Here is a 15,101-nt window from a genome sequence, read left to right as displayed (position 1 = left end):
CGGCCGGCAAGCCCAAGATCGTCGCAACCGTCGCCACCATGCGCAAGCTGCTCACCATCCTCAACGCCATCATCAGGGACGGACGACCATGGCAAAACGCTTGACAAAGAAGACAGTCGCTCTCCCCTCAGGGTGACTGCCCCGTTGGAGACGGTCGCATTGACGATGGGGAACCTTATTTCGAACTCGGTTTCCAGGCGACCACGAACGGCCGTCCCTAGGGCCTCGTCGCCGGAAGCAGTACACTGCCGTGGAACATCGAGAAGCGCTCGCATCAAGTCGTGACGGCTGATTATGCCGGCGAGTCTGCCGTTCGGTGTTTGATGTCGTGGGCCTGCAGGAGTTCTGCGAGCTGGCTCGCGGTTGCGCTCGGGGCGGCGCTGACGACGGGCGTCGACATCACGTCCTTGACGCGCCAGCTTCGGGCCTTCACATAGTCCGCCAGTGCATCTTCGCGGTCGCGCGTATGCGGTACCGCCCGTCTCGCCCAGGATGACGCCACCCGGCGCAGCAGGTCTCCCCGGTGACGATGCCGGTGAGCCGCCCTTCGCCATCGATGACGGGCACCGCGCCGATCTTGCTGGCGTTGACGATCTCGACGGCTTCCCTGACGTTGTGTCCCTCGTCGAGCGTCGTCACGGGGTCGTCATGATGTCTCTAGCAAGCATCGCGCTGTCTCCTTTTCGATCGGGCAATTACGGAGCCAACTTGTTGAGCGCATTGACGTGGATCAAGGCAGACACGAAGCCGCGGGAGGCATTCTTCACGCGTCGTCGTCTCTGAAGCCTTCCGACGAAGTGCGGCGTCAGGCTCGCCCGCATTGCAACTTATTGAGGATCGAGGCGTTACGGTTCGGTCTCGTCCTCGCGCGGCGTACCAAATTCTTCCCGCGCCGTCGCAAGGAGTCTTATGCAGCAACCCGTCAAGCTGGTATCCGTCGGCACCGCCGTTCCGCCACATGTCATCGACCAGCGTGACGCGGCGCGAGCCTCGCACACCGCGTTCTCATCGCGATTTGGCGATTTCGAAAAGCTGGCAAGGGTGTTCGAAACCTCGGGAATTCGGCGCCGCTATGCCGTCCGGCCGATCGAGTGGTATCTCGAGACGTCGGGATGGCCCGAACGAAACCTCGCTCATATCGAGGGCGCGGGTGCAATGTTCGTCGCCGCCGCCAGCAAGGCTCTCGTGTCGGCGGGCATTGCAGCAGGCGATGTCGACACGATCGTAACCGTCTCCTCGACTGGTATTGCGACACCTAGTCTGGAAGCGAGGGTAAGCCGAGAACTGGGCTTCCGGGACGATGTCGAACGGGTTCCCGTGTTTGGCCTCGGCTGTGCCGGCGGAGTCTCTGGGCTTTCAATCGCGTCACGGCTGGCGGCATCCCGGCCAGGCTCAGTCGTGCTGGTGGTCGCCGTCGAGACCTGCACGTTGGCATTTCGCATGGACAAGCTTACGAAGGCGAACATCGTGGCGACCGCCCTCTTCGGCGACGGGGCCGCCGCCTGCGTGGTGCGTGCTAGTGAGACCGGTCTGGCCGAGGTCGAACTTGCAGGCCAGCATACGTGGCCCGACACGCTAGACATCATGGGATGGAGCGTCGATCCGGAGGGTCTGGGCGTGATCTTCGATCGTGCGATACCACCGTTCGCCGAAACTCATGTGCTGAAGGGCGTAACGTCCATACTCGCCCGATCAGATCTTGCTCCTGCCGACGTTGACCGGTTTGCGTGCCACCCGGGTGGATCAAAGGTTATCACCGCCTTGGAATCGGCGCTTAAACTAAGCCAGGGAACCCTCGACCAGGAACGTGAGGTTCTCTCGGACTATGGGAACATGTCCTCGCCAACCGCGCTGTTCGTACTCGAGAAGCTTCTTGCGCAAGGACTACCCAGGAGAACTCTCCTGACGGCGATGGGACCGGGCTTCACCCTTAGCTGCCTCTCGTTGACGGCTGCAGCATGACCCGGCGATCATTCTCCAGGACGTTTTAAGATCGCATCGTTTGCAGAACGAACAGGACTCGAAACAGGTAGCTGACGCTGCAAAGGCTGCGATTGCCGTGGGACACTCCAAGTCGAAGGCGAGGTTGCCACCTCGCACTCGAATCCTTTCTCCTGCGTGCCGGCGTAGCTGCGGCAGTATGGCTGGTGGTAGTCGCTACCCAATCCGGTCATCTGTCGCACTAGGAGGAGCGTGCCCAGCGCCAATTCTGGATTTCCGGCAAGTCTTCTCCACGCTCCCGCACGAACGCCCGGTGCTCGTCGAGCTTTGCATGCAAGGCTGCCGTCACATCTGGCACCTTTTCGGCGAGGCCGGGCACGCGCGCGATCGGTCGCGATGTCTATCTGCGTGTATCTGAACCATGCGATCCAGCCATGGCACTGAATTTGCATCGGCAAACAAAAGCGGATTTACAACCAACGTTGTCAGATACGTCTCCCTCAAGCGGCATTGATGTCTCGGGGGCCAGTGTCTCTCGATTACACCTGTCATCGATCGCCGACCTCGGCAGGCCACAAGGAGTGGGAAACTCTGATCTCCTACGCACTTTGCTCATCGCTTCCCATTCCTAGCTGCATTGAAGCGTATCTGGGGCAGAGTGACTTCAAATAGGCGCTTCAGCGGAGTCCACCGACCGAGGCACTGGATGTTCGCAACCAACTGCCGCTTTTCCGGAAGATGATGAGTTAAGGTGGCAGGAAACGGAATAAGACTGGTTGACGAGAAGCCCGGGGAAAACAACAGAAACTGGTTCGAAAGTTCTTGTTCGTTCATCAGCGCTTTTGTTGGATTGTGAGAGCACGGATCCTTCCAACTGCTTGGTAGCAGTGCTGTATTTCGTGCTCGATAGAACCTGCGAAGCCTTGTCCTCCATCGCAGCTCCTGTCTGCTTTGAGGTGCCCGCCTGCAAGGGCTCTGTTGCAAGATCGACTCCGACTATGTCGGGATGTACCCCGGCGATCCGCCCCGGCAGCTACGTCCTCATTTCCGTGACCGACACCGGAATGACGTCCGATGTGATGGAGAGGGCTTTCGACCGTTCTTCACCGCGAAACCGACGGGCTCGGGAACGGGGCTTGGGCTGAGCATGGTCTACGGTTTCGCAAAGCAATCCGCAGGGCACCTGCAGCTCTACAGCGAACTTGGCGAAGGGACGACGGTGCGCCTCTTTCTTCCACGCGCCGACGCCGGAAAGGATTCTCATCCGAACGAGCAGCGGGCTGAGGAAGCCCCGCCTCGGGGCACGGAAACTATCCTGGTGGTCGAGGACGACGCGAGAGTTCGCCGAGTGACGGTCAGCCGCCTGCAGACGCTTGGCTACTTCGTGATCGAAGCTACGAACGGGATCGACGCGTTGAAGGAGCTGGAGGCGGGGCATGACGTAGCGCTCCTGTTCAGTGATGTGGCCATGCCGGGAATGAACGACGACGAACTGGCCCGGAATGTCCCTGACGTCGGGCTTTTCTGAACCCCATGCCGCGGACAAGGAGATCGAAGCGGGCGCCGGCTGGCTGAAGAAGCCGTACACTGCATCGGAGATGTCGACCCGTCTCAGGCTGCTGCTCGCCGCGAGGCCTAATAGCGATTCTGCTCGACAGCAGGATTTCAATTTAGAAAAATCAAACCCGAACCTCAATCGCGCTGCCGTTGCGGGGACTCATATCTTTCTTCGCGGAAGATCCCAGCCTACGTCGCCACCCAAGGTCGCTCTCCAAGAACATCAATGGTCGCCTTGTGCTCGCGACGGAGGCTCTGCAACGGGTGGTGCGGAATTTCGTTCCGAAGACGAGATATGCGCGCAAGTCGATCAAGGAAATTGGGCTCTATGCGAAGGGCGCTCAGCGGCGCCCTTGCTGCTGAGTGTGGGCAGAGCAGTAATGTCTAGCCAATCCCGATATTCGATCACCCGACCGTCAGTCGGTCGTCGAGAGTGCTGATCCCTGGAGCGGACCATGCAGCGCGCTCCGCCGCCTGCCGTTCCGACCAGGTCTTCACCTTGCCGGAGAGGATTACCTTTCTGCCTTGGACGTCGATTCTGATTGCATCGGCCTCAAGAGCGGCGTCGCGCTGGAAAGCATCCTCGATGCGTTTCTTGACATCCACCGCCGTAATATGCGGCTTCAGCTCCACTAGGTTGGACACCCCTACTACGCCGGCGAGATCCCGCACGGCGTCGTAGGCCGCGTTCTTTTGATATTGCCACTCGACCTCTCCCCGCAAGGTGATCCACCCTTTGAGGACCCGCACCTGCACCGAATCCTTTGGCACGGAAACGTTCCAGTCGAGCATTTTGACAGCTCGCCGGGCGATGTCGTCGTCGTCTGTTTCCTTCGGCCCGAAAATCCGGACCTCGATATCGGCAGCTATTCCGCGCACGCCCTTGACGCGACTAACCACGCGCTCTGCGGCTTCTTTCTCCGCGTAGGTGCGCACGTGACCAGTCAGTGTGACGATCCCGCTATCGACCGCGACGCCGATATCAGCCGCGTCGATGCTGGGCTCGAATTCCATTTCGTCGAGAATGTTCTGTCTGAGTTGAATGTCGTTCATGACAACCTCCTTCAGGTTTGCGACGTGCCGATCGTGACAGCGCCGCAGATTTTCGTCGTTGATCTTCATCAAGCACGAGAGCGACCTTGGAATTTCAGCGGACAGAACACGGTCTGCGGGCTGCTACTGGGTCTGCACGTCGGCGGCCACGAAGAGGCGGTGGCCGTTCCTCACGACGGTGATGAGAGCACGGGCATGCTCCTTCACGAGTATTGAGAGGAGTTGCCCGACGTCCGTCACCGGCTGCTGGTCGAGAGCGACGATAACGTCGTCCGGCTGCAGGCCGGCCTGTGCCGCGACCGAACCCTCGGCGACGACGACGACGCGGGCGCCGGGACCATCGGGAGAGTTCGCCATCTCGGCGTCGGCGAGAGGGCCGCGGGCGATATGAATGGTACGCGGAGCGGCCGGTTCGGCAACCGGTGCGTCGGACACCACGGGAAATGCTTCTATCCTTCGGCTCGCGCGGTCGATCTGGAAGGACGGCTTGGACTGCAACGGTAGCGATCCCACAAGCCTTCGAACGTCGGACGCGCCGCGCACCGTCCTTCCGTCGACCATCCGAATGACGTCGCCCGGCTGAATTCCTGCGATTGCCGCCGGCGAACCGGGAAGGACTTCGCTGACCAGCGCGCCCGCCCCTTCATCGACGCCGAACGCCTTTGCGAGACCGGGCGTCAGGTCCTGCGTTAAAATTCCCACCTCGCCGCGTACCAACTTGCCGGTCAGGATGAGCTGCCGCATCACGATGCCGACAGTCTCGGCTGGGACCGCAAAACCGATGCCGATGCTTCCTCCGGCGGGGCCGATGATCGCGCTATTGATCCCGACCACGACGCCGTCCTCGCTTACAAGCGCGCCGCCCGAATTGCCGGGATTGGTCGACGCGTCCGTCTGAATGAATCCTTCGTACCCCTCCGATCCCACGGCGCGGCGCCCAAGCGCGCTTACGATGCCCATCGTCGCGGTCTGGCCCAGGCCGAAGGGATTCCCGATCGCTACGACGACGTCGCCGACGTGAAGCGAGGACGCGCTTCCAAACTCGGCTTGAACAAGATGATCGGGTGGAATTTGAACGACAGCGACATCCGTCTCGGAATCGGCGCCGACAAGTTTCGCTTGGAAGCGTCGGCCGTCGGAGAGCGCCACCTCGATTTTTGAGGCGCTTGCTATGACATGCTGGTTGGTGACGATGTAGCCGTGGATCTCGTCGATGACGACACCCGATCCGGCCGATTGGAAGCCGTGCTCTGCCGGCGCAGCGTCGTCAGGTAGTCCGAAGAACTTTCTGTAGAAGGGATCAGCAAGCGTTGCATCCGCGTCGTCGAGTTCCCTGCCCTGCACCGAGATGCTGACGACGCTCGGCACGACACGCTGGAGCATCGGCGCGAGCGACAGGCTGTCTGCAACGGCTGGAGCCGACAATAGGCTCTCACCTGCGATGAAGAGCGCCGCCAAGGCGAGCAACGAACGCGACATCTCTGATCTCCTTGCGGAAGCGCCGCCGGTTGTCGGCGGACGTCTTGACGAAGAAGCTTCCGTGTAGCGCACGCAAAGCGCATTGATCCTTGTCAAGGGGAACATCGGCTACGGAACGATCACGGCGGCTCCAGAGACACGGCCTGCGCGCAGATCGTCGAGAGCCTCGTTCGCATGCTCGAGGGGGTAGACGCTGGTGAAGCATCTGACCCCTGCCGCCTTCCCGATCGAGAAGAATTCCGCCCCGTCGCTCCGCGTCAGGTTCGCCACCGAGACGACCCGCCGCTCGCCCCAGAGCAGACGATAGGGCATGCTCGGAATGTCTGACATGTCGATGCCGCCGCAGACCACCGTTCCGCCCTTCCGCACCACGTCGAGCGCCATTGGCACGAGCTCGCCGGCCGGCGCGAAGATGATGGCGGCGTCGAGCGGCACCGGCGGCCTTTCACCGGAAAACCCGGCCCAGACGGCGCCAAGATCAAGCGCGAACTTCCGTCCGGCCTCGTCACCGGGACGCACAAACGCATAGACGCTCTGGCCTCGATGCTTGCACACCTGCACGAGGATGTGGGCGGCCGCGCCGAACCCATAGATGCCGATCGTCCTCCCCTCGCCCGCCATCTTCAGGGATCGCCACCCGATGAGGCCCGCGCAGAGAAGAGGCGCGGTCGCCACCGGGTCCGCATCTTCAGGCAGTTCGAACGCATAGCCCGCCTCGGCCGCCGCATGGGCCGCAAAGCCGCCGTCGATGGTGTACCCGTGAAGCCAGGATCGTTGCACAGGTTCTCGCGACCCTCTCGGCAATATGCGCAGTGCCCGCAGGTGTGGCCCAGCCAAGGTACCCCGACTTTTTGACCGACAAGGCGACGAGGAAGGCCCTCGCCCGTTGCGATCACGGTTCCGACAATCTCATGCCCTGGAACGAGAGGAAGCTTTGGCTGGGAGAGGTCTCCTTCGCAGACGTGAAGGTCCGTCCGGCAGACGCCGCAGGCCACAGTCGTATCGCCACCTTCCCCACCTTGGCTTGATCCCGGTCAAACATCCGGATTGATGCTCGTCAAAGACAAACGCCCGGGGACAGATAGGCTCCTGGACACAGCGCCACGACCTCATCCAAAGGAGACGGACATGCGCGAACAAGAAAAGACCGGCAAGACAGAAACGAACGCTGCCACGACCATTCCTCCCGTCGAGCGAACGTCCGCAGACCTTGTTCTCGGACGTCGGGACGAGGATCGCTGGGAAGTGACGGCGGCGACGCCGCGAGGCCAGGCATGGGCGAGAGATCACTTCTGCTGCGCCCTGCGGCAATCCTTCACGGGCACCATGTGTCTCGACATCATGAGCGCCGATCGGCTTCTCAAGGAAGCGCATGACGACGGACTGACGACCGAGTTCGTTAGCCTGTCTGGCAAGGACATATACTGACATGTTCGCCACGGCGCCATCGGCCGAGGATCCCGGCAACGCATGCTCCACCTCGTCGAAACGGCCCACGCGCAGATCGCGCCCAACGGAAGCCTCCACCTCGTTCACGCGGTGGAGGGCCTGCCCTCGTCGGCCTCGCCGAACGATTGGGCGGTTGAGGTGATGGGAGCCTCCGAGACCCGACTTTCGGAAGCCCCGCGGTCGACCGAGACTCCTGCTTCTATACACGTCCGAGCGGGCAACCCGTCGCAGCTCATCGTCGCCATCGCAAAGGAGATGCCGCCGATCTCGCCGTGATCGCCTCTCGCCGCGACGACGTGCTCGACCGCGTCTTCGCCTCGGTCGTGGACCACGTCGTGCAGCGCGCACCATGCTCCGTGCTCGTCTTGCGAACCATCCGATGAGCCGCGGGCTTCACACGAGCGTCTTCGCTTCAGCCTCGTTGGCCTGACCGGCGGCGACGTCGCGACACATTTCGGCGGCGTGCGACAACGTTCGTGACCCGGCCTCACACAGTCGCGCCACCTCTCTAGGATACTCCTCCAGCTCGCCCTCGACATAGTCCGAAAGAACCTCGACCGCATCACCGTGGTCGATACTGCGGGCAAGTCGAGTCAGAAATTCAAAGCATCGAAGCCCTCGCCGGGCGGCGGACGCCGTCAAATCCGCAGTGACCGCGGCCGACCGGCAAAGATCTCGTCTTGAATCAGAGCGCCCGCGCGAAACGCGGGTGCGAGGTGAAATTAGATGTGGCGCTTGGATATAGGCCGCGTAGATATGGCATGTGGTGCTCCGATTGTGGGATGCGGGTTCGGCTCGAGCATCGACGGTCATTCCGTTCTGACTGCACTGCGTCCCAACACGGCCGTGACGGCAATGCCGTAGAAGACATGAGGAGAGCCATCGGGCACGGGGAACTCCTGGGGCTTCATAGAGCCGATTTCCCACCAGTCCGAATACTTTTGGAGAAGACCACGCGTGGAGCCGTTCGCTTTGTCGCGCCTCGCTGTCAGGAAATTCCTCGAACCTGCCTTCGACGACGATGCTCGTCCACCCGCCGGCGCTCGAACGCTGCTCGATGTGTAGGCAGACCTTGTCGTTCCCCGCATCCAGTCGAGCTTCTTGCCGGGCATGGTGAAGCTATAGGCGACGCCGTTGGAAAAGGCGAAATCGATCGTCGCCACGTAGAGCTGCTCATCCTTGCAGCATGCCAGATGACCGAAACGCTCGTTCTCCAGGATGCGGTAGCACTCACCGGGGTTGATCTCCGTCAGATTGATCGTCATGGCCGTGTCCTCCAGCTTCGATGAAGGCGCGATTATAGGAGCTTCATTGCGCCGCGGCCTTGACCGAGCGCAATGCGAACTCTCTCAGCGGCATGCATCATGACGGAAGTTTAACCTCAGGAGGCAGCATGAAGCCGCAGTTCCATCTCCCGTTGTCGACCTATCCCGACGCGAGTTCCTTCGCCATAATCGACAATGCTATCGGCCTCGCTAGGCAGAATGACGCCCATCTCGTCGCCAGTATCCCACAAGTCCGGATCCCCCAGGTCCATCCGCCCTTTCCCACCGTTATCGATGTCGAGACATGGCGGGGACAAGCAGAACGGTATAGCCGGGACAGCGGGACTTCGCTGCGGGGACACATCGCCGACGCTATTTCGGAAACTGGCTTCGAGGTGCGAATCCACGGATTCGAGGTCAGGGAACCGTTCGTCTATGAACGCTTTTCTGAAATTGCCAAGTGCTACGACCTTTCCATCGTCGAAGCCTCGGAGCTCTCCCGGCAACTCTCCGAAACGCTGCTATTCGGAAGCGGCCGTCCGCTCGTGCTATTTCCAGCCACCAGCGTCTACTCTCGTGTGGACACGATCGCCGTCGCCTGGGACGGCAGCGCCACCGCAGCGCGCGCCCTTTCCAGCGCACGGGTCTTCATCGAACGCGCGATCAAGGTGCAGGTCATCTCGATCACCGACGACAAGGAGATCGACGAGGCGAACCGCGCCCTCCTGATCTCTTCGTTGAAGCATTCGGGACTCGACGTGGATGACGTATCGATCCAGGCAGGCGGCGAGACCGCGACAGGCGCCATCCAATCGGCCGCGCTGGAACGAAAGGCGGACCTTCTGGTCGCGGGCGGATTTGGCCATTCGCGGCTTCGTGAGTTCATCCTCGGCGGCGTCACTCGAGAACTTCTCGTCAAGGCCGAGCTACTAGTGCTTCTCGCCCATTAGAGGGCGCGAAGGGCGTTTAGAATGACCGCGACGTCGATGGCCTCCTGAAGCAATGCCCCGCCGACTGGCGGAAGGTATTGAAGCCGGTCTTCGAGCGTGATCGTGCCAGCCGGCGTGCCGTCAAACACTACCTTGACACGCATTGCGCTGCCTGACCCGTTAGGCGTCTCCTCCGACGCCGACGCGCACGCCATCGACGATTCCGGATCCCGCGGTCTCGGTCACCTCCGATGGGCGGCTCACTACCAACCCACGTCTATGCGCCTCGTCCACCAGCGCGCGTCCGACCACATGGCCCGACGCCTGGTCCAGCGAGGCGGCCAGCCGCAGGATCCTGTTAGGATGCTCCGATCCCTCGATGTGGCCGACTTCGGGCTGTCCCGCGGTGAGCGTCCCCGTCTTGTCGAAAACCGCCACGGTGGCCTGGACGAGTGCCTCGAGAGGTCCCGCACCCTTCATCAGAACGCCCTCCTTCGCAAGTGCGACGGGTACGGCCAGGATCAACGGACAGGGCGTGGCGACGACCAGCACGGCCACGATCCTTGACAGGTCTCCGGACATGAACGCCGAGACGCCTGCAATCGCTACCGTGGCGAACAAGAACCACACCGAGAACCGGTCGGCCAGTCGCATCAGCTTCGCCTTGGAGCGCCTCGATGCTTCCACGAGCCTCACTATTCCGGTATTCCGGCATAGGTGCTGTCTCGGCGCGACTTAGAACACGGATTTCGATCACGTCCCCCTCGTTCGTAGCGCCACTTGAAATGTTGCCATCCCTCGCGATGCGCACCCTTAAGGGCTCTCCGGTCAGGACCGCCTGGTCGATCGTCGCGACTTCGCTGACGAGAGCCCCGTCGGCCGGTACGACGTCGCCCTTGCGTATCAGGAGCACGTCGCCGACCGCGATCTTCTCGATTGACCCCCTTGCTATGTAGATCAGCGCTTCGCCTGCCCGGCGCTGGCCGGGGCCAGATCTGAGACCGTGCGATGCAGATATTCGGCACAGGACCCCGCAGGACCATATTCATCTTCATTGTCTTCACGAGTTCGAATCAAATCAACTGCTTAGCCTTGAAAGACGGCCTATTCTCCAAACGGAAGTTCAATTTCTTCGCCGTTTCTTTTTCCGCCCTCGGTCAGGACCGTGTTGAGCCGCTCGGCATCTTGTGCTGGCAGCATTCCCGCCCCGGTTCGAATACCTTCTCGCCATGTAGGCCCGCGCCTCCATGCTTCGTTGTAGACGAGCGCCAAGTCGGTAGATCGCCTTGTCTGCTGCAGGGCTTCGAAGAGCAGCGCAGCTTGTCGGATGTCCTTCTCACGCTTCGCCGGCCCCTGCCCGTCCGTGTTTCGGCGGCTGGCGACTATTAGCTTGTGGACGGCATACCGGGACGGATCAGGGACGACGACCGGAACACCGCTTCGGTGGAGCAGCATTGTCCTGACGGGTTCCCTTATGAGGAAGTCGAGAAAGCGCAGTGGATCCGCGCTGGCGCCACCAAGAGCGGGCATCTTCGCCGGCTGATCGATGTAGTCATCCGAACCACGGTTCGACGTCAGGAACTCAACCCTGTAGCCGTCGGCATTCTGAAACGCTGACGAGACCGCGGCTCCCGATCGATGTGGAACTGGACGAAAGCTGGCGTCGACGCCCTGCAGCAACTCAAGGATCGGAGGCAGACTATCTTCGACCTCCCGACTGATGGCATAGTCCTGGGCGATGTCAGCATCGCCGGTCAGGATCGCAGCCATGGGAAGACGGACACCGAGCAGTCCTGAATAGCACTGAAAGGCCACCGTGCCTATGAGAATACCCCGGAGCCGAAAGAGACCGCCATCGGCAAGAGCCTCGACGATATCGCCCGACATGGCGTCAGGGGCGATCATCCCGCCTTCGCGGGTCAGGGTATTTACCAAGCGCCTGCGAGCGCGTAGATCGTCCTTGTCCCGCTTATGATCAGCTACGCGCTGTGCGATAACCGGATCATCAGCGGAACCGACGTAACGACGTTTCGTACCACCATGTCCATCCGGGATGTCGAAATACCAGTACTTGCGCCCCTTTATGTTTGCCGGGGTGAACCGACCCTCCGGAGGGAAATCGGCCGTCCAAGCGGCGTCGAGCGAGCGCTGACCGAGCTCAGCGAGCATCGTCTGATACATGAGGTCGATGGACTTCATAGCTCGACTCCAGGGTTATACTGTTTTTCAAAAACAGTATAACGGTCGTGAGGATAGGTCGCAAGATAGGATGCCGCCTCTATCGCCTTGAAAGGACACCTGCAACAAGCTTAAAAGGCAGGCAGCGCGTCACGCTCATCGTTCAAACCGCTCCAGCATTTTTCTCAACTGCGCGTTTTGCAACGTTAGCTTTCTGGCCAGCTGATCCCTGAGCTTCCTGATCTCGTCATCGAGGCTCATCCCGTTTGCAGTTTGGATAAATTGGGGATCGTTTGCAATCGCCACCGCTTCCTTGCTGCGGCTCCTTTGCTCGCGCGGTGCGACTCGGCAATTCGCTTGAGCCTAGCGGCATCATTCGCAGCGGTGACGTCGAAACCAGTACCACCTGATATAGCGGGATCAGCGACCTCCACGATTTCGGCAACTTCGCCGTCGACCTTGTCGTGGACATCGCTTTCGGCTTCTTCGGAATGCACAGGCTTGAGGGAAATTGCACCGGGTTGACCGTGACGAGGTAGCTCCGCGCCTGCCGGCCGACCATCGCTATTCAGGCTGTCCTCGGCAGGCGTTTCAGTCGGACCAGAACTAGGCAACGCCTCCGGCGAAACCTTCTCGGTCGAGCCGTTTTTTCGCTTTTGTTCGCGTCCCGGTGAGACCAGTCGGGCAAGAAATTTCCAGGGAGACGCCATCTATCCGACCTCGCGTTTTATCCCGCAAGCAGGCAGTAAGTCTTCATTCCGGCAACAGCTCACCGTCGCCAAATTTTATCTCTTGATAAGCATGGAAATGCGGCCGGCGATTGACCAGCTGCTTTTATCAATCGAGCTTGAGCCGTTTGCGCAGATCGGCATTTTCAGCGCGAAGTTTTTCAGCCAGAAGCTTGCGCAGCCGCTGATTTTCCTCTTCCAACTGCAGGAGGTCCGCCATTTCATCGATCGCTGTCGTCGGCGCGGCCGAGGCTGTCTGCACCGCCTTCGGAGAACGGCGCACAGGTGCGCGTTTGGCGCTCGCCGCAGCTTCGATCACCTTTGTCTTGCGCCCCCTCCTCTTCACACCACCGGCGCCGACCAGAGCAGCTGCTGGCTCTGCCGTAGTGTCAGCTGACGCGGTTTCGAGTGCCGCGGCTTTCTTGGCCCTGGGTTTGCGCTGTTTCTTCGGCGTAATTGGCGTTTCGACAACGGCCGGCACATCGGCACCGGTTGCAGTATCAGTCTCGTCGGCCATGCTTATCTCCTGTGCATCTGATGCAGTTGTCGACGGCTCAAGAGGCGGTGTCAACAACGACTCAGCCTGATCTGGTTTTGGTAGAGAAATTTCGCTGTCGGATTTGCCACTCTGAGAGCTATCCGACAGAAACGGCATTGCCTCTTCGTCTAGGTCGCGAGCGACGGACTTTAGGTCCACGTTGCCCCAGATCGAGTTCGACCTAGTATCGAGTTTTCGTCTGCCGCTTTTGTACTCGACGGCAAAACTGCGTTGCACTTTTTTCAAAATAAAAGGCCTTGAAAATTCACGGGATGATTTGGTGATGGGGTGGTATATCCGAAATAACGATTACCGGACTGCCCGTCTATAGCCACGCTCAAATGTCCACCTCACCTTTCCAGGAGCAGAATTCGTGGCCAGTCGAATGGGGGATGAGACGGGTGAGGCTACATTGGCCCTGAACGAAGTCAAACCATACTGATTCAAAAGTTGCACGTGGGCAACTTATCGGCGAGCTTCCTTGTTGTACATCGCCGGAGTCTTAAAAGATTTTCCGCCAACCCCGACGCGGTCTATGTAGCGCATCCAGAGCGCCGGCGTTGCCAGCGCGCACGGGCGAAGGCCAGATCGATCGGCACCACCGTCGTCACGCATGAACTGCCGAACCCTCAATCGAAGAAGCAATGCGCCTGTCAACCTTGTCTTTCTTTGCTCGCCTGCCGGGCCAGTTCCCTTCGATCCGTTATGCGATCTTCCTCGGCACCACAATCGGCGTGGTGACGAAGCTGATAAGGAAATGTCGCTGGGCGGGCACAGTGTTGTATCTTCAAATATGGAAGCCAAGATCGTTGCGACCCCTTGGGCAGAAGTGGGGCGGAGATCGACCATGATCGTCCCGTACCGCGAGGAATGCCGCCAGCTCCAATCATCGATGCCCATAACCCGCGGATTTCCGACGAAGCCATTGAGAAATGGGAAGGTAAGCCGCTTTACACCTTCGCCGGAGACAAGAAGCCCGGCGATATGACCGGTCGTCAGCAACCGGCGTCAGCGCCCCTCCCAGCCGATGCGAGGTGTAGCAGAAGCACGGCGTTCGGCGATTCGAGCAGCGAAGCCGGCACACTCGCTTGTCGGATATCGTCCCGCCGAGCAGCCGCCCAGAGCGGCGAGGCCATTACCCTGACGCCTTCTGCGCCGCGCTCATAGATTCCACAGCCGATGGGTTTTTATGCGCCGGCACAGATTGTTTGATGCGAGAGCACACAGCGTCGAGGTTCGGTCGGTCTGCATCAACGGGCTTCAAGGAAGCCGAGGCCATCCGATTGCGGAAGATGCTGGACAAGCTGCGCTGGAAGCGAAAGCAGCCGCCCCTGCCCTATTCCTGAAGTGCCGCTATTGTCTGGGTCGAGCCGACCCTGGTCGCCGAGAGCGAGTTTCCTGGACAGCTGATGGGAAACTTCGCCATCCATCCTAACAAGCGGAGGTGGCGCCTAAGGTGAAATACGCCGACTTCAACCAGATCACCCCGCAGCAAAAAGGTTCCGACGACCCTTCCGGCCATTGCGTACGGACCCAGAACAGATCGTTAGCCTGCGGCTGAGTTCGGCCGCGGCTCACACAGCGCCACTTGGCGTATTCAAAAGCGCCGAGGCTCTTCGCGCAGCGTTGGAAGAGCGAAGCCATTGAATCTTGTGAAGCATTCGGTTGCGCCGCGGGCGGATTTCAACTATCTTTTTCGATAGGGCAGTACGCGCTGCCCTGGGGTGTGGAAACCCCTACACGTGGTTGATGCCGGCCGTAACGGCATCACACTCCTTGACCTTCGGTCGAGGAGCCTGTGGCGTATGTCCAGGTTCCTCGGAACTAAAGGCCACAGGACCGTCGTGTACGGTTTCCAACTCCCCGATCAGTGGGTTGAGCGAGTTTTCAGCGGGGGCGCACCGCGTGAAACTCTCCATCGGGGTGTCCACCATGAAGCGCTATGCAGTAGCACAGGTCCGGACTTCGAGGCCTGCGCAAGCCG

General features: G+C 60.5%; 11 protein-coding genes and 7 pseudogenes. 8 read left to right on the top strand and 10 right to left on the bottom strand.

Translation table 11 applies throughout. The features are described 5' to 3' along the window. Window positions 1-104: pseudogene (locus tag ATY75_RS34310) on the top strand (IS110 family transposase); the annotation flags it as partial. Window positions 105-429: 325 nt separating this feature from the next. Here the strand turns inward: ATY75_RS34310 and ATY75_RS35330 are convergent. Continuing rightward, entirely contained in the window at window positions 430-639 is a 210-nt protein-coding gene (locus tag ATY75_RS35330; RefSeq protein WP_008534154.1) for a CBS domain-containing protein, read from the bottom strand. 270 nt (window positions 640-909) lie between these two features. Between ATY75_RS35330 and ATY75_RS29070 the strand changes: the two genes are divergently transcribed. After that, window positions 910-1,962 (top strand): type III polyketide synthase, encoded by a 1,053-nt coding sequence (locus tag ATY75_RS29070; protein WP_088940158.1) that lies wholly within the window; start codon window positions 910-912, stop codon window positions 1,960-1,962. Between the two features lie 220 nt (window positions 1,963-2,182). Here ATY75_RS29070 and ATY75_RS34810 read toward each other — a convergent pair whose 3' ends face one another. After that, window positions 2,183-2,320, bottom strand: a complete 138-nt coding sequence (locus tag ATY75_RS34810; protein ID WP_257784652.1) for a hypothetical protein — start codon at window positions 2,318-2,320, stop codon at window positions 2,183-2,185. Window positions 2,321-2,905: 585 nt separating this feature from the next. Here ATY75_RS34810 and ATY75_RS29055 point away from each other — a divergent pair. Beyond that, window positions 2,906-3,938, top strand: a pseudogene (locus ATY75_RS29055) (ATP-binding protein); the annotation flags it as partial. Here ATY75_RS29055 and ATY75_RS29050 read toward each other — a convergent pair. The 3 genes and pseudogenes from ATY75_RS29050 to ATY75_RS29040 form a co-directional block, all read right to left on the bottom strand. Next, window positions 3,904-4,551, bottom strand: a complete 648-nt coding sequence (locus ATY75_RS29050; RefSeq protein ID WP_012489422.1) for a BON domain-containing protein — start codon at window positions 4,549-4,551, stop codon at window positions 3,904-3,906. The pseudogene ATY75_RS29055 and the gene ATY75_RS29050 sit on opposite strands and share 35 nt — an antisense overlap. Window positions 4,552-4,674: 123 nt before the next feature. Beyond that, window positions 4,675-6,030: a trypsin-like peptidase domain-containing protein gene (locus ATY75_RS29045; RefSeq protein ID WP_088940156.1), complete on the bottom strand. Its 1,356-nt coding sequence runs from the start codon at window positions 6,028-6,030 to the stop codon at window positions 4,675-4,677. Between the two features lie 108 nt (window positions 6,031-6,138). Continuing rightward, window positions 6,139-7,022 (bottom strand): annotated as a pseudogene (locus ATY75_RS29040) (zinc-binding alcohol dehydrogenase family protein); the annotation flags it as partial. 136 nt (window positions 7,023-7,158) lie between these two features. Here ATY75_RS29040 and ATY75_RS29035 point away from each other — a divergent pair. The 3 genes from ATY75_RS29035 to ATY75_RS35325 are packed head-to-tail and all read left to right on the top strand — an operon-like array spanning window position 7,159 to window position 7,862. Continuing rightward, window positions 7,159-7,458 (top strand): hypothetical protein, encoded by a 300-nt coding sequence (locus ATY75_RS29035; protein WP_029875516.1) that lies wholly within the window; start codon window positions 7,159-7,161, stop codon window positions 7,456-7,458. Between the two features lie 42 nt (window positions 7,459-7,500). Continuing rightward, complete coding sequence (locus ATY75_RS29030; protein WP_225880286.1) at window positions 7,501-7,755, top strand: hypothetical protein; 255 nt, start codon at window positions 7,501-7,503, stop codon at window positions 7,753-7,755. After that, complete coding sequence (locus tag ATY75_RS35325) at window positions 7,752-7,862, top strand: universal stress protein (RefSeq protein WP_237350499.1); 111 nt, start codon at window positions 7,752-7,754, stop codon at window positions 7,860-7,862. The genes ATY75_RS29030 and ATY75_RS35325 overlap by 4 nt, the downstream gene beginning before the upstream one ends. 426 nt (window positions 7,863-8,288) lie before the next feature. Here ATY75_RS35325 and ATY75_RS29015 read toward each other — a convergent pair. Further along, window positions 8,289-8,744: pseudogene (locus tag ATY75_RS29015) on the bottom strand (pyridoxamine 5'-phosphate oxidase family protein). Window positions 8,745-8,872: 128 nt separating this feature from the next. On the opposite strand from ATY75_RS29015, the gene ATY75_RS29010 reads away from it, so the two are divergent. Next, window positions 8,873-9,694, top strand: a complete 822-nt coding sequence (locus ATY75_RS29010) for a universal stress protein (RefSeq protein WP_008534144.1) — start codon at window positions 8,873-8,875, stop codon at window positions 9,692-9,694. Window positions 9,695-9,771: 77 nt separating this feature from the next. On the opposite strand, the pseudogene ATY75_RS35635 reads toward ATY75_RS29010, so the two are convergent. The 4 genes and pseudogenes from ATY75_RS35635 to ATY75_RS28990 form a co-directional block, all read right to left on the bottom strand. Next, window positions 9,772-10,610, bottom strand: a pseudogene (locus tag ATY75_RS35635) (HAD-IC family P-type ATPase); the annotation flags it as partial. A 167-nt stretch (window positions 10,611-10,777) separates the two neighbouring features. Beyond that, complete coding sequence (locus ATY75_RS29000; RefSeq protein ID WP_012489416.1) at window positions 10,778-11,872, bottom strand: GSU2403 family nucleotidyltransferase fold protein; 1,095 nt, start codon at window positions 11,870-11,872, stop codon at window positions 10,778-10,780. A 135-nt stretch (window positions 11,873-12,007) separates the two neighbouring features. After that, window positions 12,008-12,561: pseudogene (locus ATY75_RS28995) on the bottom strand (hypothetical protein). Window positions 12,562-12,688: 127 nt separating this feature from the next. Further along, window positions 12,689-13,363, bottom strand: a complete 675-nt coding sequence (locus tag ATY75_RS28990) for a transcriptional regulator (protein WP_088940153.1) — start codon at window positions 13,361-13,363, stop codon at window positions 12,689-12,691. A gap of 1,007 nt (window positions 13,364-14,370) precedes the next feature. Here ATY75_RS28990 and ATY75_RS35305 point away from each other — a divergent pair. Then, window positions 14,371-14,552, top strand: a pseudogene (locus ATY75_RS35305) (ATP-dependent DNA ligase); the annotation flags it as partial. Between the last annotated feature and the right edge of the window lie 549 nt (window positions 14,553-15,101).

Source organism: Rhizobium sp. N122 (assembly GCF_002211295.1).
Classification (GTDB): Bacteria; Pseudomonadota; Alphaproteobacteria; order Rhizobiales; family Rhizobiaceae; genus Rhizobium.
The sequence above is the reverse complement of the archived record's forward strand: the minus strand, read 5'-3'. Positions and strand labels throughout refer to the sequence as shown.